General features: G+C 29.2%; 20 protein-coding genes and 1 pseudogene. 2 read left to right on the forward strand and 19 right to left on the reverse strand.

Annotated features, from left to right (window positions below; translation table 11 throughout):
* Window positions 1–80 precede the first annotated feature (80 nt).
* The 7 genes from COJ46_RS02375 to COJ46_RS02405 form a co-directional block, all read right to left on the reverse strand.
* On the reverse strand, window positions 81–1,184 hold the full coding sequence (locus COJ46_RS02375; protein WP_097977455.1) for an MGDG synthase family glycosyltransferase: 1,104 nt from the start codon (window positions 1,182–1,184) through the stop codon (window positions 81–83).
* A gap of 32 nt (window positions 1,185–1,216) precedes the next feature.
* Window positions 1,217–1,777 carry a hypothetical protein gene (locus COJ46_RS02380; protein ID WP_097977457.1) on the reverse strand — a complete coding sequence of 187 codons (561 nt, stop codon included), beginning with the start codon at window positions 1,775–1,777 and terminating at the stop codon, window positions 1,217–1,219.
* A 146-nt stretch (window positions 1,778–1,923) separates the two neighbouring features.
* Window positions 1,924–2,559: a VTT domain-containing protein gene (locus COJ46_RS02385; RefSeq protein ID WP_097977459.1), complete on the reverse strand. Its 636-nt coding sequence runs from the start codon at window positions 2,557–2,559 to the stop codon at window positions 1,924–1,926.
* A 27-nt stretch (window positions 2,560–2,586) separates the two neighbouring features.
* Window positions 2,587–3,816 (reverse strand): sensor histidine kinase, encoded by a 1,230-nt coding sequence (locus COJ46_RS02390; protein ID WP_176522592.1) that lies wholly within the window; start codon window positions 3,814–3,816, stop codon window positions 2,587–2,589.
* 100 nt (window positions 3,817–3,916) lie between these two features.
* Window positions 3,917–4,588, reverse strand: a complete 672-nt coding sequence (locus COJ46_RS02395; RefSeq protein ID WP_097977463.1) for a response regulator transcription factor — start codon at window positions 4,586–4,588, stop codon at window positions 3,917–3,919.
* A 27-nt stretch (window positions 4,589–4,615) separates the two neighbouring features.
* The gene (locus COJ46_RS02400) at window positions 4,616–5,200 is read right to left on the reverse strand and encodes an undecaprenyl-diphosphatase (RefSeq protein ID WP_097977465.1); all 585 of its coding nucleotides are present in this window, start codon (window positions 5,198–5,200) and stop codon (window positions 4,616–4,618) included.
* Window positions 5,201–5,436: 236 nt separating this feature from the next.
* Window positions 5,437–6,639 carry a serine hydrolase domain-containing protein gene (locus COJ46_RS02405; RefSeq protein WP_097977467.1) on the reverse strand — a complete coding sequence of 401 codons (1,203 nt, stop codon included), beginning with the start codon at window positions 6,637–6,639 and terminating at the stop codon, window positions 5,437–5,439.
* A 172-nt stretch (window positions 6,640–6,811) separates the two neighbouring features.
* Between COJ46_RS02405 and COJ46_RS02410 the strand changes: the two genes are divergently transcribed.
* Window positions 6,812–7,438, forward strand: a complete 627-nt coding sequence (locus tag COJ46_RS02410) for a trimeric intracellular cation channel family protein (protein ID WP_097977469.1) — start codon at window positions 6,812–6,814, stop codon at window positions 7,436–7,438.
* Window positions 7,439–7,502: 64 nt separating this feature from the next.
* Here the strand turns inward: COJ46_RS02410 and COJ46_RS02415 are convergent, their stop codons facing one another.
* Window positions 7,503–8,054: an NADPH-dependent FMN reductase gene (locus COJ46_RS02415; protein WP_098565658.1), complete on the reverse strand. Its 552-nt coding sequence runs from the start codon at window positions 8,052–8,054 to the stop codon at window positions 7,503–7,505.
* A 554-nt stretch (window positions 8,055–8,608) separates the two neighbouring features.
* Here COJ46_RS02415 and COJ46_RS02420 point away from each other — a divergent pair.
* A complete protein-coding gene (locus COJ46_RS02420; RefSeq protein ID WP_097977472.1) occupies window positions 8,609–9,523 on the forward strand; it encodes a DMT family transporter in 915 nt (304 codons plus the stop codon).
* A 1,258-nt stretch (window positions 9,524–10,781) separates the two neighbouring features.
* Here the strand turns inward: COJ46_RS02420 and COJ46_RS02425 are convergent.
* The 11 genes and pseudogenes from COJ46_RS02425 to COJ46_RS02470 form a co-directional block, all read right to left on the reverse strand.
* Complete coding sequence (locus tag COJ46_RS02425) at window positions 10,782–12,476, reverse strand: ATP-binding protein (RefSeq protein ID WP_098565726.1); 1,695 nt, start codon at window positions 12,474–12,476, stop codon at window positions 10,782–10,784.
* A gap of 398 nt (window positions 12,477–12,874) precedes the next feature.
* A complete protein-coding gene (locus tag COJ46_RS02430; RefSeq protein ID WP_286145483.1) occupies window positions 12,875–13,936 on the reverse strand; it encodes an HNH endonuclease in 1,062 nt (353 codons plus the stop codon).
* A gap of 22 nt (window positions 13,937–13,958) precedes the next feature.
* Entirely contained in the window at window positions 13,959–14,381 is a 423-nt protein-coding gene (locus COJ46_RS02435) for a DUF6884 domain-containing protein (protein ID WP_098565660.1), read from the reverse strand.
* Window positions 14,382–15,101: 720 nt separating this feature from the next.
* Complete coding sequence (locus tag COJ46_RS02440) at window positions 15,102–16,433, reverse strand: HNH endonuclease signature motif containing protein (protein ID WP_098565661.1); 1,332 nt, start codon at window positions 16,431–16,433, stop codon at window positions 15,102–15,104.
* A complete protein-coding gene (locus COJ46_RS02445) occupies window positions 16,426–18,732 on the reverse strand; it encodes an AAA family ATPase (RefSeq protein ID WP_098565662.1) in 2,307 nt (768 codons plus the stop codon). Before COJ46_RS02445 ends, COJ46_RS02440 begins: the two co-directional genes overlap by 8 nt.
* Window positions 18,733–19,556: 824 nt before the next feature.
* Window positions 19,557–20,033, reverse strand: a complete 477-nt coding sequence (locus tag COJ46_RS02450) for a hypothetical protein (RefSeq protein WP_098565663.1) — start codon at window positions 20,031–20,033, stop codon at window positions 19,557–19,559.
* Between the two features lie 29 nt (window positions 20,034–20,062).
* Window positions 20,063–20,209, reverse strand: a pseudogene (locus tag COJ46_RS24880) (IS3 family transposase); the annotation flags it as partial.
* Window positions 20,210–20,239: 30 nt separating this feature from the next.
* Window positions 20,240–20,728 carry a hypothetical protein gene (locus COJ46_RS02455; RefSeq protein WP_098565664.1) on the reverse strand — a complete coding sequence of 163 codons (489 nt, stop codon included), beginning with the start codon at window positions 20,726–20,728 and terminating at the stop codon, window positions 20,240–20,242.
* Between the two features lie 13 nt (window positions 20,729–20,741).
* Complete coding sequence (locus COJ46_RS02460) at window positions 20,742–21,719, reverse strand: DUF6731 family protein (RefSeq protein WP_098565665.1); 978 nt, start codon at window positions 21,717–21,719, stop codon at window positions 20,742–20,744.
* 453 nt (window positions 21,720–22,172) lie between these two features.
* Complete coding sequence (locus COJ46_RS02465; protein WP_141540888.1) at window positions 22,173–24,263, reverse strand: PDDEXK family nuclease; 2,091 nt, start codon at window positions 24,261–24,263, stop codon at window positions 22,173–22,175.
* Window positions 24,264–25,077: 814 nt separating this feature from the next.
* A complete protein-coding gene (locus tag COJ46_RS02470) occupies window positions 25,078–26,823 on the reverse strand; it encodes a DUF2075 domain-containing protein (protein WP_098565667.1) in 1,746 nt (581 codons plus the stop codon).
* Between the last annotated feature and the right edge of the window lie 2 nt (window positions 26,824–26,825).

Consider the following 26,825-nt stretch of genomic DNA (forward strand, 5'->3'; position numbering starts at 1 on the left):
AATTAAAACTAAACACCACAAGGAATCTCTTTACCTTGTGGTGTTTTTACGTATTCATAAAGTTATTAGTCATAACACTCTTAAGAAATGGAACTAAAAATATCATTGACAATTAATTGTGAACTAAATCCTTTATTTAATGCGGTTAAAGATGATTTCATTTGTTCTAAATGATTTGATTTGAAAAGAATTCGATTAATATAAAAAGTTAATTCATTTAACGACTTTACTGTTACTGAAGCACCAGCATTTTCAAATATTCGGGAATTCTCTTTTTCTTGTCCTGGTGTTGGTTTATATAGGATTGTCGGTAAATTACATGCAATACATTCTGATAATGTAATACCACCAGGCTTCGTAATTAAGAGATCAGATTTTTTATACAAATTACGTATATTATTTACGTAGCCAAATACTTGTAGGCGGTCTTTGTATTCTTCATTTAACTTACATAATTTATTATAAAGTATGCGATTATAGCCACAGACAACTGCTACATTAAGTTTTGTTTCAGCAAGTAACTGCTTGGCCATTTTTTCTACGTCCTTTAATAATCCAACTGCTCCAGCAACTATTAAGATTTGGTCGTTTGATTTCGATTTACTTGTACCTTCATTTAAAAAATCTATTTCTTTAAATTCTTGGCGAAGAGGTATGCCAGATACAAATATTTTCGATAAAGAAACGCCTAAATTGACCATTTGATGTATTAATCCTTCCGTCGCTATATAGTAGCGATCGATTTCATTATGAATCCATGAACGGTGAATATAATAGTCGGTAACAACTGTATATAATTTGCAAGGATGTGATGAATATTTCTTCCATTTTGCTACAGACCCTACTGGAAATGTAGTAATGATAATATCAGGCTTCTCTTTTTGAAGAATACTTTTTATATTCTTTCCGCATAATTCTAAAAGCCTGTCAAAAATGACTGTACTGAATAATTTCTCAGTCCCATAGAAGAACCATTTATAAATTGTTTGGGCATGTTGGAATAATTGCAAATGAATATTTTTTGCAAATACATTTATTGTTGGATATGCTTCTTCGTATATATCAATAATTGTTACATCGTTAAAGTTAATATGTTCAAACTCACTTTTTAGCGCTTTTGATACTTCTTTATGCCCATTTCCAAAACTCGATGTAACGACAAGTATTTTAGGCTGCAATACCATACTAATCAACCTCTTTTGAATAGACAAATTAATTAAACGAATGTATGAATTAACATTGAGATTACAACTGCAAATGAAAGATAGTAATGCCAGTTTTTATCTTTTCGTTTATATCTTAAAAAACCGAATATCCCTAATGGAACTAAGAGCAAATAAGTTATAACACCTGAAATATAAACAGCATCTGTTTTCCATTCAAAAAAAGTCATAATCACAGAGTGTACTGTAATTAAAGCAAAAGTAATTAACGAAATTGGGACATGTATTAACTTACACCATTTCAATAATTTAGCTAAGTATTTCTTAAATTGCTTTTTGTCATTTAATTTTTTAAATCGAATTAAAAAGTATAGTGGAAAGAGAATAAATGCCGCATATACACCTATTCTTCCAAGGGAACCTTTATCTTTCGCATACATTTTTAATGGATTTATTTTATGAAAACCATGTTGTATCTGTGGTCCCATATTCGTAAATAATTCAGTTCGATGCGAAACTTTCCACCCTGCAATGATGAAAATAATGATCGAAATTGCTAATGCTATATAAATTAATTTTCTCTCAGATTTATTTTTTATCCAATTACTAATCATTTTGACCTATTCCTTTCAAATTTTAAAAAAAATATTAGAAAACATGATCCATATTCGCCTCCCTTTATATACAACAAATGTACAAAATTAAAGTGAAAATTTAATGAAAATTGTATTATGTTTTACTAAAATTGATTAATTTTGTTTCAATTTTTTTTCTTAATAAATTTTCTAATTACATCGATTATTATTGGAATGATTGAAACGAAAATGATTCCAATCGTTAATAGCCCAAAATGATTTTTAACAAAAGGAATATTTCCAAAAAAGTAACCAATCGACACCATTAGTCCAACCCAAAGTGTCGCTCCGAAAATGTTATATGAAATAAATTTTGAATAGTTCATTTCACCAATCCCTGCTACAAATGGAGCAAAAGTTCTTACAATCGGAATAAACCTTGCTAATACAATAAATTTAGAACCTTTTTGTTTGTAAAAGTTTTCAGTTTCATGAATGTATTTAGTATTTATTTTTTTACTTTTACTTAATTTACTTCCGAATTTCCTACCTATAAAATAATTTAAAGAATCACCAAAACTAGCTGCGACTATGAAAAGGATTAATAATCCAAAAAAGTTTAATAAATGTAAGGAAGCAAGTGCACCTGCTGTAAAAATTAATGAATCTCCTGGTAAAAATGGTGTCACAACAAGTCCTGTTTCCAATAAAATAATGAAAAATAAGATGAAATAAGTTATTGCCCCATAGTTATGCACAAAAGTTAATAAATGTTGATCTAAATGCAATATGAGATCAATTAAATTTTTAATAATCTCCATATAACTCTAACTCCCCCAAAATTTTCTCTATATGGTTGTCTTAATTTGAAACAAATTTGAAATCGGAATTTTAATTTTAAAACTGCTACCTTTACCGATTTCGCTATTAACAATAATTTCTCCATTTAAAGACTCTATAATCGATTTTGCGATCGATAAGCCGAGACCAGTATTACCTTCATCCCTTGACCTATGCTCTTCGATTCGATAAAACCGATTAAATATTTTATCTTGTAGCTCTTTTGCAATTCCAATACCGTTATCATTTATTTCATAATAGAAATAGTTTGCTTTTTTTTCTGATCTCACGTAGTAATTTAACGAAATTGTACGATCCTCAAGTGAGTATTTAATTGCATTATCAACAAAGATATTAATCAATTGTTTTAGACTTTCTTGATTCGTTTTAACGATAAATTTTTTATCATTTAATAGCTGTATTTTTTGTTTTTTTTCTGATGCTTTATATTGCCATGCTTTTTGAATTTGTTCAGAAAATTCATCGATTCTAAATTCTTCAATATTTACTTTAGCGATTTGTTTATGATCAAGTCTTGCTAGAAACAGTAATTGATGAACTAGATTACGCGTATCACTTAATTCCTTTTTTAAATCGGATAAGGTTTCTTTTCCGAAATCAGAAAGTCGATTTTGTTCAACACTCAATACATCAATACCAGCTTGTAATACCGATAATGGTGTTCTTAGTTCATGTGAAGCATTTTCCACAAATTCTTGCTGTTCTTTATAAGACGCAATAATTGGTTCCATTGCCTGATTTGTAATTTTCTTTCCGAAGTAGTACGCCATAAAACAAAAGATAATTGAGAGTAAAAATGAGATACTGATAAACTGCTTTATTAAATAAATAACTGATGATAAATCTTTACCACTATAAATTGTACCGAGATAATGATTTGATGAATCATACACCTTTTCTGCAGCAATCATTAAATTTAGTTCTTCCTTATCATGTGGAACAATTCGTTTAATAACGACTTTATTATGATTTGGATTAATCTGTTTTAAAACTTTTTCTATATCCTTTGTATACCCAGGTGCTGTTTCATCATAGATTTCAAATCCGTTATTTTTATTTAAAAAATAATTAAAATAAACATTTTTACGTTTATGTTTTCTTTGAGTATTGTCATCATTTGGACCTAGAGATGCAGCATTCATTTTTACTTCTTTTATTTCTTGCTTTAATACTGTAATAAGATCGCTCTTTTGGTCTAAGTAAATGTAAAACGACAAAACAATTCCTACTGAAATATTAAATAAAATAATAAAAATCATTAAAATTCTAAGATTGAAAAATGTTAATCGCTTGCTAATTTGTTGAAATAATGAGATCTCATTTTTCGATTGTATAACCAACACCTCTAACACTCTTTATATAAGTCTGATTTGGTGGATCAATTTTTTTTCTTAGATTTTTTACATACGCTTCAACAGCATTACTTGTTACTTCTGATTCAATTCCCCAAACTCTTTCAAAAATAACTTCTCTAGTAAGCACAATCCCTCTATTTTTTACTAATAAATCAAATAGTTGTAATTCTCTTTGCGTTAAAATTATTTGTTCATTGCCTCTACTTAAACTAAAATTTGTCCGATTATATGTTAAGTCTTCAATCGAGATTATTTCATCTTGAAGTGGCGCAAAATTTCTTCGATTGAGTACTTTAATTCTTGCGGCCAGCTCACTAAAATCAAATGGTTTGATTAAATAGTCATCCGCTCCAGCTTCTAATCCTTCAACACGGTGATTAATACTATCTCTCGCTGTTAACATTAAGATTGGTCCTTTAAATCCATCTATTCTAAGCATTTTGCATATTTCTAAACCACTAATCTCAGGTAACATCCAGTCCAAAATAAGTAAATCAAAGTCATAATAGGTTGCTAACTCCAATGCTTGCTTCCCATTAGTTGTCCATTCGATTTGAAATGGAGTTTGTGTTTTTAACAAATGGGTTGTCATTTTTCCTAATTTTTGATCGTCTTCAGCAAATAAAATTTTCAATAAATGTCTCCTCTATTAAGTTCTTAATCAGGAACTTAAATTCTTTTTCGTATTAATTGGTAACTTGTTTATTATTCTTTCATAAATTTTTAATAATATTTTCATTAATGGTTCCGTTAATGATGATGTTTTTAAAACAACAATTGCAACTATACCCGCCAAAATAAATGCACCAATTATATCAAAAGGATAATGTACTCCAACAAAGATTCTTGAAATACCAACTAATATCGCCCAAACCAATGAAATCAACCCTAAACGATCTTTTCTAAACAATAAAATAAGCGCAGTAGAAAATACTAATGTCCCGTGATCACTTATAAAAGATGAATCAGATGAATGTGTAATCAGCTTCGTCACATGGTGATTAACGAATGGTCGCGCGTGGTAATAAAATTGATGGATAATAAAGTTACCACCTAGTGCTAATATAAGTGTTAGTACGATATAAAAAGCTGTATACTTACGTTCGTTACCTTTTTGAATCCATAAATAAGCTAAAAGTGCTATTACGATTAAAATGGCAGATTTAGATAAAAATATCATTACATTATCTAATGCAGGCCATTTGCCTGCAAAACTATTTATTAATTTAAATATTGAGTAGTTCATAAAATTTCCTCCATTTTTTTTGATCGGAAATTATTATATAAAAGTTTTATGAAAAATTGATGAAAATTTAATTGAGATTTTCTATTACAAATAAAAAAAGACCTATTGTAAAATAGATCCTTTTAACTGAGACTGCAGTTAGACAAATAATTTAAGTCTGAAAGAGAGTATTTTTTACTTCACGATCGAACAGAAATAAAAAATTGTTGTATAGGACAACGATTCACTATTTATTATTATTTTAATAATCGTTCTTCAATAACATGTTTATAAATAACTTCTGCTAATTCTTTTTCTACTTCAAATCTTGAATCTTCAGATAAATCGAACTGACATCCGTTTAAAATAAAAATTATACCGAAATGTTTTTCTTCATGCCAATATAAGTTGCTGATTAATCCGTATGCTTCACCCGCATGGCCGATCATTTCTTTGTAACCCGGTAAGAAGTCGTGGCTAATATGAAAACCAAGACCCATTTTACTAAAGAAATGATTATTTTCTTCTCTAGACCATTGAGTTGATTTCATTAATTTTGACGTTTTTTGTCCAAGAAGTTGTCCATTTAAATTTCCATTTAACATATGTGCCCGTAAAAATTTACTTAATTCAACTGCGGATGTCCTTAGTCCACCTTGAGGTTCAAACAATCCTCCATGATTGCCTATGATATATTGATCCCAATGAGTTTTCGAATACCCACTTTGCCTAGCATCATCAATTGATACTTTATATTCGTTTGTATCTTTATTTTTTTCATATATGTTTGCTAGTTCATGGCTTTTATTAAAATTCGAATATGAAAAAGCTACATTTTTCATTTCTAAAGGTTCAAAAATATTTTGTTTGATATATTGATCAAAACGTAATTTAGTGACTTTTTCTATAATTGCACCGCATATGATCGCACCAATATTTGAGTACATCCATTGATCTCCTGGTTTCCAATCCCCCCATATTTCTTTCGTAAAATACTCCCCATTTTCATCAAATAATTCTATAAGTTGTAAAGAAAAATTTGAATGTCCATCTTTAATGAACTTTGCATAAACACTATTTGAAGCATCGTCTGAGTTAAGTGAGGAAGTATGAGTTAATATTTGCATCAACGTAATATAAGAATTAGGGAATTTAGGATTTCTTACTTTAAAACCTAAATAATGACTAATATCTTGATTTAAATCTATTAATTTTCTTTCGACTAATTGCATGATAGCTGTAGCCGTAAATAGTTTTGTAATAGAAGCAATTCGAAACATCGTATATTCTGTAACTAAATCTTTTGTTTCTATATTACGATAACCATAAGCATCAGACCAAATCAGTTTATCTTTTAAAACTGCAGCAGCTTGACACCCAACAATATTAAATTTGTCCATTATTAATTGAATTTCTTTTGAAACAATTTTATTTTTATGTTGTTTAATTTTATTTTGCATTTTAACCTCTCCAATCTATAAATTTCAAGTGATTTTTATGTAAAATACAGTAAATTTTTTATGTAAAAAAATTTTTTTAAATGAAGCGTTTTCAAAGTTATTTTAATATTGTAATAGTCCCTACCTGTTGCTAAAATGAATCATAGAAAATGGAATTAAGGGGATAGAATGGATGATTTTGATCGAGGTTTTTGTTTATGCAGGGATTATAGCTGCTAGCATTTCTGGTACTTTGGTTGGTATTCAAAAGAAATTGGACTTATTTGGAGTTGTTTTTTTAGCAGCTTGTACTGCGCTTGGCGGAGGGTTAATTCGAGATATTATTTTAGGTCAAACAGTACCGAATGCTTTCGCAAAACCTCAATACTTTATGGTAAGTACAGTCGTTTCAATTGTAACTTGGTTATTTTATCAACGAACAATGCAGTTTCAATCAACTTTAATCATTACTGATGCAATTGGTCTAGGTGTTTTTACTGCAGTTGGTTCATATTCGGCAATTGATCACGGTTTAAAAGGTTCTTTTTTAATTATTTCGATGGGTTTAATTACTGGAATTGGTGGTGGAATTATGCGAGATGTATTCGCAAGAGAAATTCCATTTGTATTCCGAAAAGAAATTTATGCAATTGCAGCAATTATTGGCTCTATAACAATTTTATTTACACATGGTGAATTTACTAAACTGCAATCTTTGTATATTTGTTTTCTAATTACAACAGCTATCAGAATTATCGCTGTACGATACAAAGTAAACTTTCCTATTAGAAATGTAAATGATAAATCGTTTTTACTTTAAGCTTAACAAAAATGTTAAGCTATTTTTAATGGTCCTAACCAATAATTGATTAGGACCATTTTTATTACTTAGAAACACTATTTGATTCTATGTATTCTTTATATAAAATTTCTTTTTGTACATATTCTTTTAATTCATCAATTACTTCAGCTACTTTTGCAAAAGCTTCAGGCTTAACAACTGTGTCATTTTCAAAATCAACTGGATCTAAAACTAGTTGTTTTGGTAATGCATTTCCATAAACACCACGAATTACAGTTCTCAAACTATTTAAAGCGTTTATACCACCTTTTCCACCACCAGCTACTGCTAATAATGAGATTGGCTTTTTCTTAAATGGCTCAGATCCTAATAGTTCAACTAGGTTTTTTAAAGCTCCACTCATCGCATTATTGTACTCTGGCGTACAAATAACGATTCCATCAGCTTTAACTAGTAATTCTCTAATTGCTCTAACTGCTTCTATTTCTTTTTGTTCAGCTTCCCCGTTATAAAGAGGAACTTGTTCAAATGCTAAATCTAAATTTGTAAAATTATTAGAGTCTGCGATTTGTTTTGCTAAGAATCTAGTTCGACCATTTGCTCTAGGTGAACCATTTACTACTACGATATTCATTAAAATTCCCCCCACTTCTTTAAATCGTTGCCACATATTTGACATATTTTTACTAAAAAATTCTTTAAACTACAAAATATAGTATAAATGAAATCTATATATTTGCCTATTAATTTAAACAGAATTTAATGAAAACTTTGATTTTGAAATCTTAATAGGCGTGGAAAATATATTTATTATGAACTTTTTATGAGTAAAGAAATCTCGTCTTTTTGCCATTTTACTTCCTCATGAACTCTTTATGAGGTAGTATGTCTCATCTTTTTGGCATTTTACTTCCTCATGAACNNGTTAATCTCATCTTATTGCCCTTTTACTTCTTCATGTACCCTTTTTGAGGAGGTATGTCTCATCTTTTTGGCTTTTTACTTCCTCATGAACACCCTATAAGGAAATTAACCTCTACTTCTCCTTGAATTTTTCTTACTCAAGAATACCCTATGAGTATGCTATTTTCCTTTTACAGGATTTATTCAATTGATATAACACCAAAGTTTAGTATATACTTATTTGACAGAATATTGAAATTACATATGAAATGGATGTGATACATATTGGGGAATTTGGCAGTAAATAAAAAGGCGACAATTAGTATCATTATTGCAATGGCTACTTTCGGGACAGTAGGTTTCGTCGCTCCTAAAACAGGCTTAAAAGCCATTGATTTAGTTTTTATTAGATGTGTTTTTGCAAGTATATTCTTATTTTCTGTTTGGTATTTTTCAGGAATAGCTAAAAAAGAAATATTTAATAAAAAAGATATTACTCTTTCATTATTTAGTGGGATACTATTAGTTTTAAATTGGGTATTTTTATTTAAATCATTTGAAAATTTATCAGTTACAATTTCAGTTTCAATTTATTACTTAGCTCCCGTAATTTTATTCTTATTAGGTAGTTTAATTTATAAAGAAAAAATTACGATAGTACCTTTACTTGGGGTTCTAAGTAGTTTTATTGGCTCAATTCTTTTATCCGGTATTAATTCTGATTTTACAATTGATAAATTCCTTTCGTCTGGTGTCATTTGGGCATTTCTTGCGGCAATCTTTTATGGTTTATTAATGATTGTGAATAAAGGGATTACACAAACAAGTTCATATTTTACGACTTTACTTCAGACAACATTAGGGTTTCTACTTTTAATTCCTTTTGTTAAATTTGATTCTTTTCAAAACTTGCATTTTGAAAACTGGAGTTTTATTTTGATTATTGGATTTGTTCATACAGGCGTTATTTATGCATTATTCTTTGGTAATATTCGATTTTTACCTTCTAATATGATAGCTGTGTTAACATTTTTAGATCCTGCAGTAGCCATTGTGTTAGATACAGTCATAACAGGTTTTAAACCAACACCAACCCAAGTAGTTGGAATTTTTATGACATTTTTAGGTATCGCTTTAATACTGCTACTGAATTCACCGAAGAAAGTATCGCAAAATTCAAATGAAAAAATTGCAAATTAACTGTTCATTCAGTTAAAAGAACTTTAACTTCATTGTCAAACTATACTAAAAGGACTATAATGAAGTCATAAAGAATATACTAAAAAGGGATGTGCTGCGAACACATCCCTTCCGAGTAGTAATTGGTAAAGTTGCTTTCCTCGGATCCAGTGAAGAAATAATCACCACAACCATTCGAGGGGTAGGGTGGTTATTTTTTTTTGCTAATAGAAATGATAATACCGATTATGCTTAAGATTACAGTTGCAGTTATTCCAACACATTGAATAATTAAATTTGCAATCTCATAACCAGTCACATTCTCACCTCCCTTCTTAGCGAAGAAAGATTAACATATCAACCATTATTATAAATTGCCATAAACCCTTGTAAAACCAAGTTTTTTGAGAGGAAGTCTGTTATGAATTATCGCAATTTGTCACCGTTTTACATCTATTTTTACATCAAATTTACATCAATTATTAAATTTATTTTCTATAAAATTTAATAAATATGAGTATAACGTTTACAACAAAATAATCATCTTAAAGTCTTGATATAACTAGCTTTTAAGCGTGTATGCAACTTACACTAAAACTTACATTTACACAATAAAGAGAAGCAACTATTACAACTCTACTCTACCTTATTTTACCATAAACCATATCACAAAACCAGAATATATGTTCTTATTTTTTTTAAAATATGCTTTCAAAAAGTTTTCTTTTTTAATTCATAGTAACTCCACAAATTTAATGTAAGTAAACTTACATTAAAACTTCGAATTTGATAAAATTTCCGATAAACTTCGGGCAAAGGAATTACTTGGAAAGTATACAGATCGTATAAACTTTTCAGGTAGGGTATATATAAATTGTCAATGATATGGAAGGATTATAGGATTTTTAAAAAAATGGTATCTTTTCTTGTTTGAAACTTTACAACTACATTAATATTGTAGAGTTGAAATAGTGTTAATCAATAAAAACCCTCTTGATAAACAAGAGGGTTTTTTGTGATCCCAACAGGACTTGAACTTGGCTTTACTAGCTGGCAAGGCAGTAATATATTTCTTGATTAATTCAGTTTTTGGTATTCTTGGTCTTCATCATTTGATTAATATTCTTTCGTAAAGGTTTATGTCCCATTTGAGCCATCTTTACTTTTTACATTGAAATATCAATACCTAATCTCGTATAAAACTTCAATAAAAAGTAACATATTTCGGATTATTTTTCCTTTTTTAATATTTGAGTAATATGCTTATAAGTATTAATTATTATTCAATTACCTTTTTCAAATCAATTACATACACAGGTGAAGTTAGACCCGATAAGGTAAGAACATGAGTTGAATGAGGAAAATTGTTATTAGTATCATCAAATCTTGAATAGCTTACTTTATCAATATCTATACCTCTATAATCCAATGCTTCCTCATCTTCTTCATCGACATTCCAACAAACAATACAGTCTATTTCATCAAATAATTTTTGTTCATCGTTGAAATCTCTAAGTATATTTTTCAATTTTGATTTGAACTCAATAACAACCTTTTTGTTACCCCATTTTGCATATAGATCATATTTGTTTCTATATCCAGTAGTTAAAGGAATTAGATTACTTATCTTCTCTTTTCCAATCAATTCAAAAAACATACCTGCAATACTTGCTTCCTGATCTTTAGGGTTTTTAATAAATTTAGTATTCGAACTCTCCAAATCCATCATCGTATCAATTTCAGCAAATATCTCATCTTTATTCCATTGTGTATCTTGATTAACTTCTCCTGAAACATATTTTGTTATATATTTCAAATATATATTAAATATTTTACCTGCATAATCTCGAAGTATTTTTGATTGACTTCCATGGATTGACTTTCTACCAATGTCAAATTTCAATTTATTGTCCTCAAAAAGTATAAAAATGTTTGACCAATACCCAGCATATCCAGTGTTAGGATGATCAATTGAAATACCAGTAGGCATTCCTTTTACTGAAGTAAAAATACCATTTGAGAAGCGTGCATAATTAAAATTACTCAAATATTCAGGGTTTTCCAATTGTTCTTTAGTAATTAACCCATTATCAACCGACAAGTCATCCCATACCCTTCTTTTTGGGACAAAACATGAAAAATACTTAATTTTACGATTATCTGAGTGTTCAAATTCGCCTTTATAAATTATAATTTTATTTTTTAACTTTTTTCTCTTTTCCCTATCTGTTCTATCACCAGATTCAATAAAGTTTATAAAATCATTTAGATCAATATAATCTTCACCTGCTAATCCTTCATGTATTAACCAATACTTGAATGGTATTTCTTCTTCAAATTCTTCACCATTTTGATCTTTAAATATTAATTTTATAATAATATTCAAGTCATCTTCCCATATTTGTTTTGTATTTCCAAATGAAGTTTTAGTTCTTAATATATACTTAAATTGTTCGTATTTAAGCTTGAATATGGGGCTATCCATTATTTTATTTAAATTAACTATTGTTCCTTGAAACAATTCATTATGATCTGTAAAAGTCGACTGTAGCATTTTTTTATCATTACTGTACTTCCAATTATACGCATCTTTTACAATTGCTGATCTTGTCCCATTTGTATTTCCACTTTTAATAAAAAAATCATTACAGCTAAACATAACAAACGTTAAACCTACGCCTTTTTCACCAACTGTTTCATCATCATCAACTTTGTCTGTTGAGAATGGTTTTAGTAAATCAAGTAGTTTTTTAGGATCTATTCCTACACCATTATCAGTAATTGAAATTGATTTTTTGGAAGCGTCAACATTCAGGGTTATTTTTTTTATTTCTGTAGAGCTAGATTTTTTTATAGCATCTACTGCGTTTTGAATTAATTCAGCAAGAATATCCCAATCATTATTATAACTATCATCAATATCTAAAATACTTCGTCTAATTTGTTTTAAGCTTGGATTTAAAAAATCATCCATTACGTTACTTATTTCAGACAAAATTTACACCTCTTTACATTTTACTATTTTTAAAATTGATAAAAAACTGAAGGTTAAAATCCAATTAAAACTGATCTAATTAAAACAACATTAACACATTTTAAACCATAATTTAACAGTTTATTATTAAATATTTTGTCAAAAAATGTTCTTGCAATTGAAAATGAAGTAAATTAATCAAGTCAAATCTTCGTTGATAATATTAAATGATGCACTTTTAAATTAACGCATATGATAGCAGCTACTTATGATACTTCAAAAACAGTAAAGATTTCTAATGAATTATTAAATTCTGTATTTCTTATACTTGTTAATTATGTTTTCAAAACGGAACTTCTCTCCAACACTATTTTTTTACATCATATTCAAACTTTATGTTAATTACTTAAAATAACCCTTAACTCCTCAATGGTTAACACTTTTTCTTTCTTTCTGTGTATCATCCTATGGCAATTCGAACATACAGGTACAAGGTCTTCCATAGGGTCAATAGAAACCTCTTCACCTATAGTACTTAGTGGTTTAACATGATGTACTTCGATGAAGTCTTTTCCTCTATCACCATAAATTTCTTCAAAGTTGAACCCGCACGCTAAACAAGAAAGCCCATGAATTTCAATTGCTCGTTTACGGTTTATAGGATCACGTTCATATCGTTTCCCATAATAAGTAATTATTTTACCATCAGTTCTAAGTTCGTCCCATTCGATTTCTTCAGATTCTATATCCTCCACTATAACTTTATTATCAATAGGACTTAGTAACTCGACAATATATTTATTAGATTCTCCTCTAACTTTTTGAAAATTAAGTTTTGGAACATCAATTTCACTTCCTTCTTCCTTGTCTTTAAAGTACATATAGACTTTTGGAAATCGATTTTTTATTACATCTGAAAAATCAGACTTCCAGAACAGTCTAGTACGTGATGTATTTCGGTTTTCCATTTCTATCACTGCAAGATAGACATTTTCTCTATATTCTAAAACAATTTCTTTTCTTTCACCTTTTTCCATTTGTTGAACATTAAAGTAACCTCTAATATCCCTTGGAATACCAGTTCCATGATGAAGGAAGGCAGATTTATCTAAAGTTTTTATTGCCAAATCTTCAGAAATAATCTCCCAAGAAAAACTTTTCAAGGACTTAGAATTACTATTTTTTTTAGTATCAATTTCCAATTCATTTTCAATAATTCTAAATCCTAAACCTTTTAAAAATTTATTTGTTTCTTCACCACCGCTGAATAATAAGGAAGAATATTCTTTACCATTTGCAAAGATATTTGCAATTGAAATTAAATATTTAGGGGGATAAACCTTACCTTCGTACAATAGATTGAACCTTGTTGATTCTCTTCTTTCTGGAACCCCTTCTTTTTCAATTTTTTTAATTGCCATTATTATATACTCTTTATTGATATTTTTGGGAATTGTCATCTGCATTACACCTCATTTTTGATTACTCCGTATGTATCGAATAGTAACTTAATTGTTCGCCAATGCCTTTTCCTTGAAGCGGTACATTACAAAATATCCCTCTGTTCTCGAGATTAGGAATTAAAAATTCTCTATATTTAGAACCTGCAAAGAAATCAATTCTTTCAATGTTAAGATTTAAATCTTCTATTTGTTTAAAAACTAATCTAGACCATTCTTTTCGCTCTTTTACTTTCATATTATTTAGCGTTAAATCATAGGGGTTAATTATTTCTTGTTTATTTAAAAGGCCATATTTTGCAGATAAAACAAACCAATCTTCAAAATCCTGCTGCTCAATGTATTTGATAGCTTTCTTAAATAAAGTTGACTTTTGATACATCTCTTTCGTTTCACATGAATAGTCAGCTTTTAATTTTGTACAACTTATCAATGCAATCTTCATAATTTACCTCTCTCTTTAAGATATCGAATAGGAAAATCTTAACATACGTTTTTAGATTAAATAAAACTGCAAGAAAGAAATTGTTAAATTAATGATACGTTGTTTATAGTGGAATTGGAATTTCTAGCGATCTAAGTATTTTATGACGAGTTATCGTATAATTATGGAGTCTTGTTTATAAAAAAAAGTTCATGGCATAAGCTTCCTTACGTTACACCATTGCATTAACAAGGATATTTACTTTATTAATTGAACAATGAACTGTAAGTATAATTTTATAGGGGGATTTTATTGTACAAGAACTTTATGTTATCGATGCAGTTTGTACAGAGTTAAAAAGACATAACTATTCAATAGATATGAAGAAAAAAAGAAATTAGCTGGCTCGTAATTGCAGGATCAGCCGTCGCTTATAAAGCATCGATTCCTATGTGCCATGGGCCTCAAAAGTTGGATTAACTCGGATTTAAATATACATCCTTTAGTATTTACTGATAAGCGGGCTATAAATAATTTAGAATACTAATTGGACAGACAAATAATAAGCAACTCATAAAAAGGATACCAACCTTCATTGGTATCCTTATATATATCTTTATTTATTTTTATGTATTTGAAAGGGTTGATTGACTGTCTAATATCTTTATATATTAATAGAAAAATTTTCATTTTTTTTAGTATCTACTAAAAATATATGAAAAGATCTATTTGTGATATTTATTAAAATTCGAGATACTCCATAATAGTTTTAATTTTGTTCTTTTTTTTAAAAAACATATCTCTTTCTTTATCTATTTCAGTAAGAATGTACTTAATATACCATTCTAAATTAGATATAATATTTAATTGGGGATTTTTATTAATTTGATCATCAAATTTATTAATATCTTTCTTTATAAATCTGAAATCAAAACCAACTATGCCTGGTAATAGATACTTTATTTGTTGATTTGTAAGTATAGCTGATACAGTTGCTATTAATTCTAAAAGTAATATTTTATTATTCAAAATCATAAAAATAAATTCAACTTTAGTCTGCTCTAATCCTGTCAATAACTCTTCTAATTTCACTTTAATAGGTGTACGTATTTTTAAAGATCCACTATTAATTAACTCAGTAATTTTTTCAATACCATTACTGTTAGGAATTAGTTTATCTTTACTTGCTTTTAAATGTTCTGCTCCTAATAATTCAATTAAAATATCATTAAGTGTAGTTGTCTCTTTTATATACTTTATCAGTTCATAATACTGATTTATAAAATTAAAGTTATCCATAAAAGACCTTAACAAGGGATAGAACTTTTTTAAGTTAATTAAATTATCTTCTCCGATTTTTGCAAGCTCATTCACAATTTGCAGACAATTAGTATTACTACCAATACTCATTAGTGCTTGAAATTTATCTATCACTTTATCATCTTTAAAAACCTTTCTCAATTCTTTAAGGATCTCATCTTCTGATCTCCTACCATGCATAACCAGCGCTTTTGCTGGCCCCCCCATTCCATACGTGTTTCTATAATTTTTTACACGACCCAAAGCCAAATCCAGCCTATATAGATTGCAAATGTTAATTGTATAAATTCCCTTAGGACTATTTTCTTTAGGGTGAATAAATATATAATTTTCTAAATCTAAATGATCATCATAGTTATCAAAGTGAGTATGAACAATTTTGTAATCACTTGAGTTTTTAGGATAATTATCATAGATATAATTAATATTTTGTTTATTTATTTCAAAACTTTCTTTTATCCCTTTAGCAGTATTACATTTTTTACAAGTTAACGTTAAATTTAGAGGATGATAAGAAAACTCCTTATAGTTATCATTTCCTTTATGAACAATGTGTTCAATATCACCAGGATTACTCCCTAAGTCTAGAGGCATTTTACAATAATAACAATATTCTCCATATGTAAATGATAATTTCTCATAAATAATATTTCTAACATATTTTAAGTCTGTTTTTGTTTTTTCCCAATCATGTCCCTTTTCTATAATATGTTGTAGATGTTCCTTCGGATGTGTATAGTAGTGACTAGACATTGATACCAACCTTTTCAAAAATTAATTCTAGAACTTCTCTTAGTGGGTCACTTTTTTTCATTTTTTGATAAATTTCCTTGAATCCTTTGATTTCCTCTAACTTTTCTTGATTGACATTTCCTAGACTAATATCAAAGAGTATCTTGTCGATCTCATCTGCTACATAATAATTCCTATTCGTAGGTAATCGAAATATATTAAATAATACATCTTCAACTGCCCAACCAAATGTATCCTCATCATGTAATTTAACTTCAACATCCGAATTAATTGTTTTTCTGTCCATAGAAATTATAGAAGAAGATCCTACTTCTAAATCTGAAATTAAAAAGTGTGAATGTGAAGCCATAATAAAATGAGAACTCGGAAATTTTTCAAAAATTGTATTTACACCATAAATATATTTATATTGCCAGTTTGGATGAAGACTTGTTTCTGGTTCATCTATTAATATAACAGAATTAGGTTTTATTTTTGCTAGTATATTTACCATTGTTGAAAAATACTGAGCCTCGCCAGAGCTCGCATGTTCAAGTCTAAAAAAATTTTCTTTTTTTAATTTAACAATAGGCATTTTAAATATACCTATTTGATATAAATGCCAAATAATATTTAATTCATCGAAAAATTTCTCATACTCTTTATAAAAAAATAAATCAAAATCAACTATTATAGACTTTTCTGTGACTTTAAAAATACTAGTATTCAAATTTCTATTTTTAATAAAATCTTCTATTTCCTGAAACTCTATTATGTTAAGATAATTATTTTTCCTTAATTTTTTTTGATTTGTAGTATACTTTTTTTGTAGGCTCTCTACATTTTCCTTATTTATCTCATTAATAATGCTTTTATTGCCAGCTGTATCAAATATAATTCTTATCTTAGGCTCAACATTAATAAAATCTGTAATATTTTTTAAATATTTTAAAAAGTCATTTTGCATTGATGAAATTATAATATTCTGAACTAAATTCCTTGTAGTTTCACCTATTTTTGCTTCATTATCGGAACTTTTAATACCTAGATATTGATATCTATCCAATACATCTTCTGCATTACTTTGATATGTAAATTTATCATTTATGTTATATGAAACCGCGATTAATTTATGTGGTAATAGTTCTTTATTGAATCCTATAATTTTATCATTTCTAATTAATTCAATTTTAGAATTATTTCTTTTTACAGTGTATTTCGTCTTACCTATGTAATAGCTCATTTCATAATTAACATTTTTTGTAGAAAATATACTTTTTGAATCCTTTGATTCAGCGATATAATATAAATCCAAAAGTACCTTCTGAATAATTGATAGTATTGTACTTTTCCCTGTCCCATTAGGACCAATAATTAGAGTCGAAAAAGGATTGTTATTTCTCTCTATACCGTTGATTAATTTAATATCAATTTGTTCATAAATATTATCAGAATTGAACTTTATATGTTCGATTCTTAATATATTAGAATTCGAACCCTCATTTGGGTTTTCTGAAAGATCGTCCTTATCTAAAGGGTTTTCAGGAAGATCGTCCTTGTCAAAATAAACAATAGATGATCGAAAGTATGGATTTAAATATTTATTTTGTTTTTGAAATATTTTATTACCATATAACGTTTTATTCATTGTAATGTTACCATGCTTAAATTTACTTTCCGTATTAGGATTATAGAAAAAACCTGTTTTTGATAGAAACCATCCTCCTGGACCAGTTAATGTATCAATCCCCTCTCCTTCCATTAATTCTATTAAATTATCAAAACTTTTTTTTGATAGAGAAAAATTAGAGTATTCTAATATTCCTCGTTCTTGTAATTCATACTTTGAAAATCTACTAAGAAAATCAATAATTTTTTCATCTTTTCCAACTTCAATTAGTGGGAAAACCAATACTTTCCTTTTGTTGTTTTTCTCATCTAATTCACCATTCAACTCATCTGGTTCATCCGCTAATAATACTTTTCCTACATAAGTATATTTCTCTTCCGTATCTTTTAACTCTCTACGGAAAAAATACAAGTCAATTCCACTATCATTTGAACGAAGAAGTGTTTTATTCTGCAAGTAGTCAGTGGACTGATCACCTATTCTCCCCATGCCAACAAAGGGCCAAATCTCCCCAATCTTCTCCGAATACTTATACAATGTATTCTTTTTATCTGATATTAATACAAGAGAATTAGTTTTTAATGACCTGCGCATTCCTCCTTGTACTCCACATTTAAATATTTCTTGTATTTCTTCATCACTTAAGAGAACTCCTGGTTTTAAATTATATATTTCTTCTAAAAAATCCATTAAATCGTCCTTCCTTAATTAAGAGTTTATATTCAGGTTTATTTTATCATCTCTTTAACAAATATTCTTCAAATTGAAAATTGTTTTTTCATGTTACAGTTTACTTCCACATTTACTTATCCGAAAATAAATTATTTATTATATACTATGAAATATCGGTTATCTTTTTAAGAAAATTCATTTTTTTAATATCCGTTCCAAATTAGGAATTCTCTTTTCTAAATACTCATTTTCCAAATCCAACACCTCAAAATATTTAAATTTAAAACTATTATACTTGGTATTTTTAGGCAGAGATACCATAATTTAAAAGATGAATGATTACTTCTTGTTCCACTATTCTGTCATTTACTTCAATAAAAAAAGCAGCATATTAGTAGCTTGTGATCTTCAACTATTGGATGCGTTAGCCATCCATGAATCAAAAATTCACAACAGTGAATGGCAGTTTAAATCGTTCTCCCATAGTTGTTATATAAGATTCATAGACCCTAATGCGACTTTTTTTATTAATAGTTGTGTTTATTGAAAATTCCTAGTTATGTTAAAATATTTTGGTGAGTAGTACCATTAAATAATAATGTAGGGGTTCGAAATGATTACTAATCAAGACTTAATTTTACTGATTGAGCATTTTAAGCAGTATGCATCTGATAGCGAAATCATAAAATTCTTTATGCCCCTCGCTTTCTAATTTTGCTCAATTAGGATCCCCTTTTTAACCAGGAAGTACTAAACGACATCACCCAAAAACTCAACAAAACCACAAAAAAAGAAACGATCCATCGATTGATGAATCATTTTCAGTTAAATAACAATATTTTTTATTCTTCAATCGAATAGTGTTCTTTCTTAATACCAAAATCAGCATTTTTCATCAACTTTTTTGTATTTTTGAAAAACAAAATGTTGTTTTCGCTTAAAAAAGTCTCATTCAATTCACGAAAAGCGTCTTTTTCTTTCTTTCCGTAATACAAATAAATTTTCAGATCTGCATCAACAGAACATAATTTGTAAACAGATTTGATTCGGATGCCACTTTCAACCTCAATTGTGACAACTGGTTTACTCTCAAGAAACCAAACTACATCAATAAACCCGTTACGATAATTCATGTGTTTTACATCTATCACTTGATATTCTTTCATCCCCTCGAAATTAAATGATTTCGCTAATTTGACTAAATTTCGTTGTAATAGTGTGTGATAGTGGTTTTTTGTTTTGTAATCAAGTGAATCATACGTTTCATCCATTGTTCGTTTAATTTCTTCTAAAATATGTTTCACAAATTCTCGTTTCATTCCAATACCCTCCTGGAATTAAATATTACCAGCAGCTTTACAACAAATCCACACTCTTCAAATAATTGTCTTGGTAATTTTCCTTTCTTATTTTCTGAAATAAAAATACGCTTGAACTCATCGGTGTATGTGATCCCTTTCGAACTTACTGACTTTACGTGTTGGTTTTTGGAAAGAAAAAAAGTGCACCTTTGATTAGTGCACTTTTATGGTCTTCTATTTCTAGGCGGGAGGTTGTTATTTTTTGCAATTATGTCAGTAATCAACTTAATTGTATAAAATGAACCTAACGTCATTAAGAATAAAAAAATAAACCATACACCTACTCCTACAGAAGAAAGTATTTTTGAAGGAGATTTAGGTAATACATTAATTATTATTGACGTTAGCACAAGCATTAGCCCCCAATAAATTTGAGTTCTAATGCTAATAAACAACTTAGTTTCAAATGAGGGAATCAATTCTCTTAGTCTTATAAATACTGGACTTTCTTTAAGAGATATTACTAAAGAAAGGAATAATCCATTAATTCCAATGATAATTGATGCAAAAGATATAACGTTACCAGTACTGGATCTTATATTCTTTATTAAGCCATTAAAATATAAAAAACCTAAAAATACACCAATACAAATACTTATTAAATAATGGTATTTCTCCCATAATACTTCAATTTTACCATATAAGGTATTCAATCATATCACTCCATTAAATTGGACGTAATACCCTTCTTATATCTGCTCTTCTAGTGTCGTATGTTTCTAAGAAAGTATTATATAAATATTCGTGCCCAACTGTTGTTCTAGGTGCTACATCTATAGGTATTCTATCTGTCATCCTTGGCTCTAATAAATTAATTGTTTCAATTTCAGCTTCTTCGTTTTCTAAAGCTGTTAATTCTATTTGAGGCCTTTGACCTTCTTCTAATCCTTGAAAATCTCTTACTAGACTAGCTATACTTTCTGGTGTAAGACTTGCTGTTCTTGCTGATCTACCTAAAGAAATTTGTATATCAAAATTCACACCAGAAGTCTGAGTTATTAATCTTCTTGCATCAGCTAATAAACTAGTATCTCCTAAATTCGCGTCAAGCATTACATCTGAACCTTTAATTCTTATTTTTTTATAGTAATCTGCGTTAATTAATCTTTCAATTCTTGAATTATCTAAGATAGGTGCAAACTTTACCATTAGTGGTATTTCATCTGTTTGACCGACAGCATCTAGATATCGAAATCTTAATTGAGTAAGCACATGCTCCGCTTGCTTCACTGATAAGCCATATAAATTCGATTGCATTACAACAGTGTTGTATGTATTATCATAAAGTATACTTACAAATTCTCCGATAAATTCATCTTGTTCTAATAAAATATTCTCCTTAATTTCACCAAATCTTTTCTTAGATGGGATATTTTTATCTCTTAATTTTGATAATTGAAAACTATAAATATTCCTTACTTCATCATATGAATATGAATCTCTCTCTACTTCAGCAAACTCGTCCCCAACAGGGACATTTGTACCAAAATTCAAATGTGTCATTAAGTATTCAAGAAAACCAGACATATTCCATAAATCTGCAGTATAATTCTGAACCTCTTCTTCCAGCTCATCTCTTAATAAAACATTTGCTGGAACTAATTGCACTTCAAAATAATTAAATCTAACGTATTTCCTAACCATTCAATACCCTCCTTTTATTCAAAATTAATATTCGACAAAAGGAAGTTTTTACCTTTAAATTTTATACACTCTAAACTAGACCCATTAGTAATACGGAGGGGAAGAGGAAACCATTGCTATTCCTGTTTACAAAGTATAAAAAAAGAGTCCTCACTAAAGGACTCTTTTTCGCAAGTGCAGAGTTATTCAGTCGTCAATGTACACACATATACTATAAGGAGATTTTCAAATGCTCCTTAATACAAATTTTATCATATAGTAGAGTCAAATATACTGCCGTTATATGCCAATAACCTGCCATATTTTTGCCATGTTTATTGAACTAGTCGAGTAGAATGGAGTCTTTTTACCTTGGGGTAAATTGTACCCCCTCTCAGAAACGTGCTTGCACTATTATTGCACACGGCTCCTCCAGTAATCATTTACAGAATTTAGCTAATATCTTTTCTTAAATCAAAAAAATTCTCCTAAACCTTTGGTGAGGGTAGTGGAAAGTAACTCTTTATTTAGAATTTGGTCAATGTTTTTGAAATCCCAATAGGGAATTTCCAGTAAGCGAATGTTGTTGGCTTGGCAGTAGTCACGTTTAATTTGATCACGTTTTTGTACACCTTTTAAATTTTTTTCTCCTTTTTCCTTGTCATATTTATATTTAAAATAAACTTCATAATGTTGGATTCCTTGATATTCAATTAACAATAATAAATGATTTTCTAAGAAAATGGCAAAATCAAAAGGTAATGTTTTTTTATATTTACAATCATCAAATCTATATTCTTTGATATATTTAATTCTATTTTCGTCTAACCATTTATTAATAGCCTTTTCACCTTTTGAAGCTAAACATTTTATACACCTCGTACCATTTAAAAAACTATTGGGAACAATTGAAAACAAATAACCACACGTATTATGTTTCATATCAATTTTGGTTAATGCATTTTTGTATTCGCTGATCACTTCATATTCATTTCCAACAAGCTTGTAAACTTCTGCTAAAAATTCCTCCTGCGTTTTTTTAGCTTTTCCACTACATTTTATACATCTGCTTCCTTTTAAAAAATCACCAGGATTCACATCAATCAGATTGTTACAAATCGTATGTTTCAATGTCACTTTAGTAAAAGTGTTTTTATATTTACTCAACACTTCATATTCATCATTTACGATTTTATAGATTTTATCAACAAATTCTTCATGGGAAATGCTTCGTTGGTCTAGTAAACAAAGTTTACATTGTTGACTTTTGTGTAAAAAATAAGAAGGCGACACTTTTATCATTCGATTGCATTTCGTATGATTCATTTCAATGGGAGTGTTATTATTCACATATTTTCCTACAATTTCAAATTCATTCCCTACTAAAGCAAAAACTTCTTTTTCGAATTGTTCATGCCCTTTATTTGAATTGCTGGCACAGTTATAACAACGTGAACCAAATAAAATATTTGAAGGTAAAACATCAAATTCATAACCGCATACAATATGTTTCATTTTTATTTTCGTTCTATTATTTTTGTATTCACCTAAAACTTCATATTCACCATGGAAAAGTTGATTCACTTCTTCAATAAATGTTTCATGAGTTTTAGTGTTTTTTTCAGCCGCTCTTTTTCTCCCACATTTTTTACAACCTTGTCCTCTTAAAAATTCATTTGGATTAATGGAAATGATTTCTCCACATGAGTTATGTCTCAATTGAACTTTTTTATTGCTTTTTTCATATTGACTTAAAACGTCATATTCACTTCCCACTTTCATGGCCACTTCTGAAACAAATTGTTCATGTAATTTGGTATATTTTTTTGCCATTTTTTCATTGAAACATTTTTTACATCTCGTACCGCTTAAAAAACTATGTGGAGAGGTTAAATAAATGGCACCACATTTGGTATGTTTGATTTCTACTTTTGTTTCCGTACTCACATATTTACTCAGTACTTCATACTCATTCCCTACTAAATGAAACACTTCTTCAAGGAATTGATAATGTGTTTTTATTTGTTTCTCGACTCTATTTTTTATTCCACATTTTCTACACCTATTTCCTCTTAAAAAATCATTTGGAGTAATGGAAATAATTTCACCACAATTATGGTGTTTCATTTGTACTTTGGTTTTCCTGTTTTTATATTGACTAATAACTGAAAATTCACTTCCAACTAATTCAAAAATTTCTTTTACAAATTGTTCTTGGTTTTTTTTCATGTTCCCACTACATAAGGGACATTTTCCACTTTTCAAAAAGTCATACGGAATTTTTTGAAAATGACGATTACAGGTTATATGTTTTATTTCTATTTTCGTTTTCGTACCTTTGTATTGACCAATTATTTCAAATTCATTTCCAACAAGATTAAAAACATCTATAACAAATTCATCATGTGTTTTTTTTATAGGCATTATAAATTCCCCCTTTCTTTTTGTGAGAACAAAAGCAAAGCGGATTTCGCCCAGCTTTGTTGTTACTTGGTTTAAAAGGTTAGAGTCAATTTGATTATTTGTAATTTTAGTTGTTTTCTCAACTATTGCGTGATTAATCAACAAATATTATCTCATAATATATCAATTCATGTAATTGGGAGAATTTTAGTTTTTAGCAAACTAAACTACCATTTATTTCAATAAAAAAAGAGTTGCAAGCAACTCGTGACCATCAACTAAAGCATTGTGTTAGTAGTTGTAGAATTTATATTTCCATCGGAATTATTAATCCCAACCAAAACCAAGTATGCGTTTAAATAAATAAAAAAATGCAACTAAGGTTGAAGTTACGGCTTTAATCTGACAAACTAAATCAATATTTTTAATAACGCAACGTATCTTTGGATATACGTTGCGTTCATTGTTTATAGGTGTATTGAGATTAAAGTTTATTGAACTATCCTTCCATTTTTTCAATAAAAAGGGACCGACAAAATCGTCGACCAGGTTGTACAACAAAAGCTTTGCGTAAGTTATATAAGAAAGTCTTTAATCACTTAGAAATACTTGGCTAACATATCAGTTAAAGTAGATAAAAAACGGCAATCTGATTATAGAGAGCCGTTTTTATTCTATTGCCCCATATTTAAGAATGAAAAATTAGTAGCAAAAGCTATGTATGAAACAATACACAAAATTCTAAGTGTTAAAGTCTTGCGATTTAGAAAAAAGATATAAATGTAAATTAAAGTAAAACTTATAAATGATATTATTTCTGAAATCCCTTTGAATATTAGTCTAGTTTTTATAAGGAGTGTACATAAAATTATGGTATAATTACGACAAACTGCACCCTATGCCCCGAACCAAAGATTAGTCCCTAAGAATACAAGTTGAGAGTTGTAAAACATTTGAGCTTGCAAAGTTTCAGTACTTATTTAATCTCCAATATTTCCTTCATATACTTTTTAAATGCATCATTTTTCCAAAATCCCAGCCGTATCCCGTCAATTCCTCTAGTCATCAAAATATAGTAAATATTCAATACGAATAAGGTAAACTCTTTTGCATTTTCCAAGCTTTCATCGCTTTTGGAAAATTTGCCGTTTACATTATGAAAATTCTCTGGATTGCCGAATAACCGCCCCTTTACGTCGACTTGAAGATCATTGCCGACTAAAACGCCGACTTTATTTAAATCGATTCCCTGAACTGCAAAGACGGAGCCAATCTGCTCTTCAGCATCATTATCCTCTGAATTAATCCAATTTTCTTGAGTGGAATTCCATCTTCGTTTGATATTTCCTTCATGCCAATGAGTGATTGACGGGTCATTGCCATCAGCCTGCTTCCAAGGTTCAACTAATCCACCTAGTAAGCGGTTTATATGTTCCGGATTGAAATTACGGTCTTCTTCTACCCAGTCAATCAAATTCTTTAAAGGTTCAGTTTCGAAATATCCAAAATATGCATCAGCATCACTATCTTGGAATACACATCTATCAAAATTGGAGTTAAAATTTGTTTGATCTAATAGACCTGTATCCTTATATAATAGATATTTTATGCCATTTACGAAATCTTCTGATGTATAGTTCTTTCCCGATGGAGCTTGAATTCTAAATTGCGTTGTTAAGTATCTCTTTTCAAAGTCTTTTGTTGCTTCATTGAATTTGTCACGTGTCATATTGGCAGGGCGAATAGCTTGCAATACGTCATACATTAACACGATTTGACGACCTAACTTTTTTAAAGCCTCCAAGTGGTTCTCATCCTGAGCAAATCGTCCTTTATACACCTTGTTAAAAGATGCCATTTGCTTGGAGAACTTTCTAGAAAGCTTATGAGATTCGTCAACAATTACAACATCAAAATTTTCATCGGCATTAATGAGCTGTGTAGAGGTAGCAAGTGTCAGGTTACTGTTGTTCATTCCATATACTCTAAAGATATCCTTTGCCGTTTTAATCCAATTAGGCTGCAAAACGATTGCTATTCGCTGGTTAGGTTTTTCTTTCAACAACTTAGCGACCAAATGAGTCAGCAATACGGTTTTTCCAGTCCCTGCATCGCCATTAATCACAAAGCTTTGTTCAGGATTTAATTCTATCTCCCTAAGAATGTCCATTTGCTGGCTTGTTAATTCTTTGATTGGGCTATATTTAACCAGTGCTCCATTACGCAGCTCCTCTAAAGTCGGTGTACTTACCCATCGATTAGGATAAAGCTCTTTTTCCCAAAATGGCAAAATGACTTCTGAAGCAACTTTCTCTCGGTCTCGGTAATCATTCACGCTGTTGCCATTGGTCCGATTAAGAATCTCATCATTATCATATTGAACCAGCTGCTTTTTTGAGTTTGGATTGTCGGCCATAAAATAGGTAATCAGCTGGCTTTCGACATCATCTAAAGCTGAACCGTTGAAATAAGATGAAATAAGAATAATTACTTGGTCGAAATCAGCTATATTAAACTTCTCCTCTTGACCATTGTAGTGCTGCTTATTCCGCTCAGTAAAGTGTTTCGTTTGTCCTATGTAAATCTTTTTCGACTTCGTTCCTTTGTATATATAAACGACATTGCCATTTCTAAGAATATTTTGTTCAGGCTGGCGAAGTTTATCGAAACCTTCCAATTCTCTATTTTTCACTTTCAATGTTATACAGTTATACTTAGCCATTG

This window comes from Bacillus sp. AFS077874 (genome assembly GCF_002566505.1).
Taxonomy (GTDB): domain Bacteria; phylum Bacillota; class Bacilli; order Bacillales; family Bacillaceae_G; genus Gottfriedia.

Coding starts and splice junctions, on each gene's coding strand:
- COJ46_RS02410 (WP_097977469.1), top strand. CDS start 6,812: ATGATTTTGATCGAGGTTTTTGTTTATGCAGGGATTATAGCTGCTAGC.
- COJ46_RS02405 (WP_097977467.1), bottom strand. CDS start 6,639: ATGCAAAATAAAATTAAACAACATAAAAATAAAATTGTTTCAAAAGAA.
- COJ46_RS02380 (WP_097977457.1), bottom strand. CDS start 1,777: ATGATTAGTAATTGGATAAAAAATAAATCTGAGAGAAAATTAATTTAT.
- COJ46_RS02425 (WP_098565726.1), bottom strand. CDS start 12,476: ATGGATGATTTTTTAAATCCAAGCTTAAAACAAATTAGACGAAGTATT.
- COJ46_RS02445 (WP_098565662.1), bottom strand. CDS start 18,732: ATGGATTTTTTAGAAGAAATATATAATTTAAAACCAGGAGTTCTCTTA.
- COJ46_RS02400 (WP_097977465.1), bottom strand. CDS start 5,200: ATGAACTACTCAATATTTAAATTAATAAATAGTTTTGCAGGCAAATGG.
- COJ46_RS02450 (WP_098565663.1), bottom strand. CDS start 20,033: ATGAAACGAGAATTTGTGAAACATATTTTAGAAGAAATTAAACGAACA.
- COJ46_RS02435 (WP_098565660.1), bottom strand. CDS start 14,381: ATGAAGATTGCATTGATAAGTTGTACAAAATTAAAAGCTGACTATTCA.
- COJ46_RS02460 (WP_098565665.1), bottom strand. CDS start 21,719: ATGGTTAGGAAATACGTTAGATTTAATTATTTTGAAGTGCAATTAGTT.
- COJ46_RS02440 (WP_098565661.1), bottom strand. CDS start 16,433: ATGTCTAGTCACTACTATACACATCCGAAGGAACATCTACAACATATT.
- COJ46_RS02415 (WP_098565658.1), bottom strand. CDS start 8,054: ATGAATATCGTAGTAGTAAATGGTTCACCTAGAGCAAATGGTCGAACT.
- COJ46_RS02375 (WP_097977455.1), bottom strand. CDS start 1,184: ATGGTATTGCAGCCTAAAATACTTGTCGTTACATCGAGTTTTGGAAAT.
- COJ46_RS02385 (WP_097977459.1), bottom strand. CDS start 2,559: ATGGAGATTATTAAAAATTTAATTGATCTCATATTGCATTTAGATCAA.
- COJ46_RS02470 (WP_098565667.1), bottom strand. CDS start 26,823: ATGGCTAAGTATAACTGTATAACATTGAAAGTGAAAAATAGAGAATTG.
- COJ46_RS02430 (WP_286145483.1), bottom strand. CDS start 13,936: ATGACAATTCCCAAAAATATCAATAAAGAGTATATAATAATGGCAATT.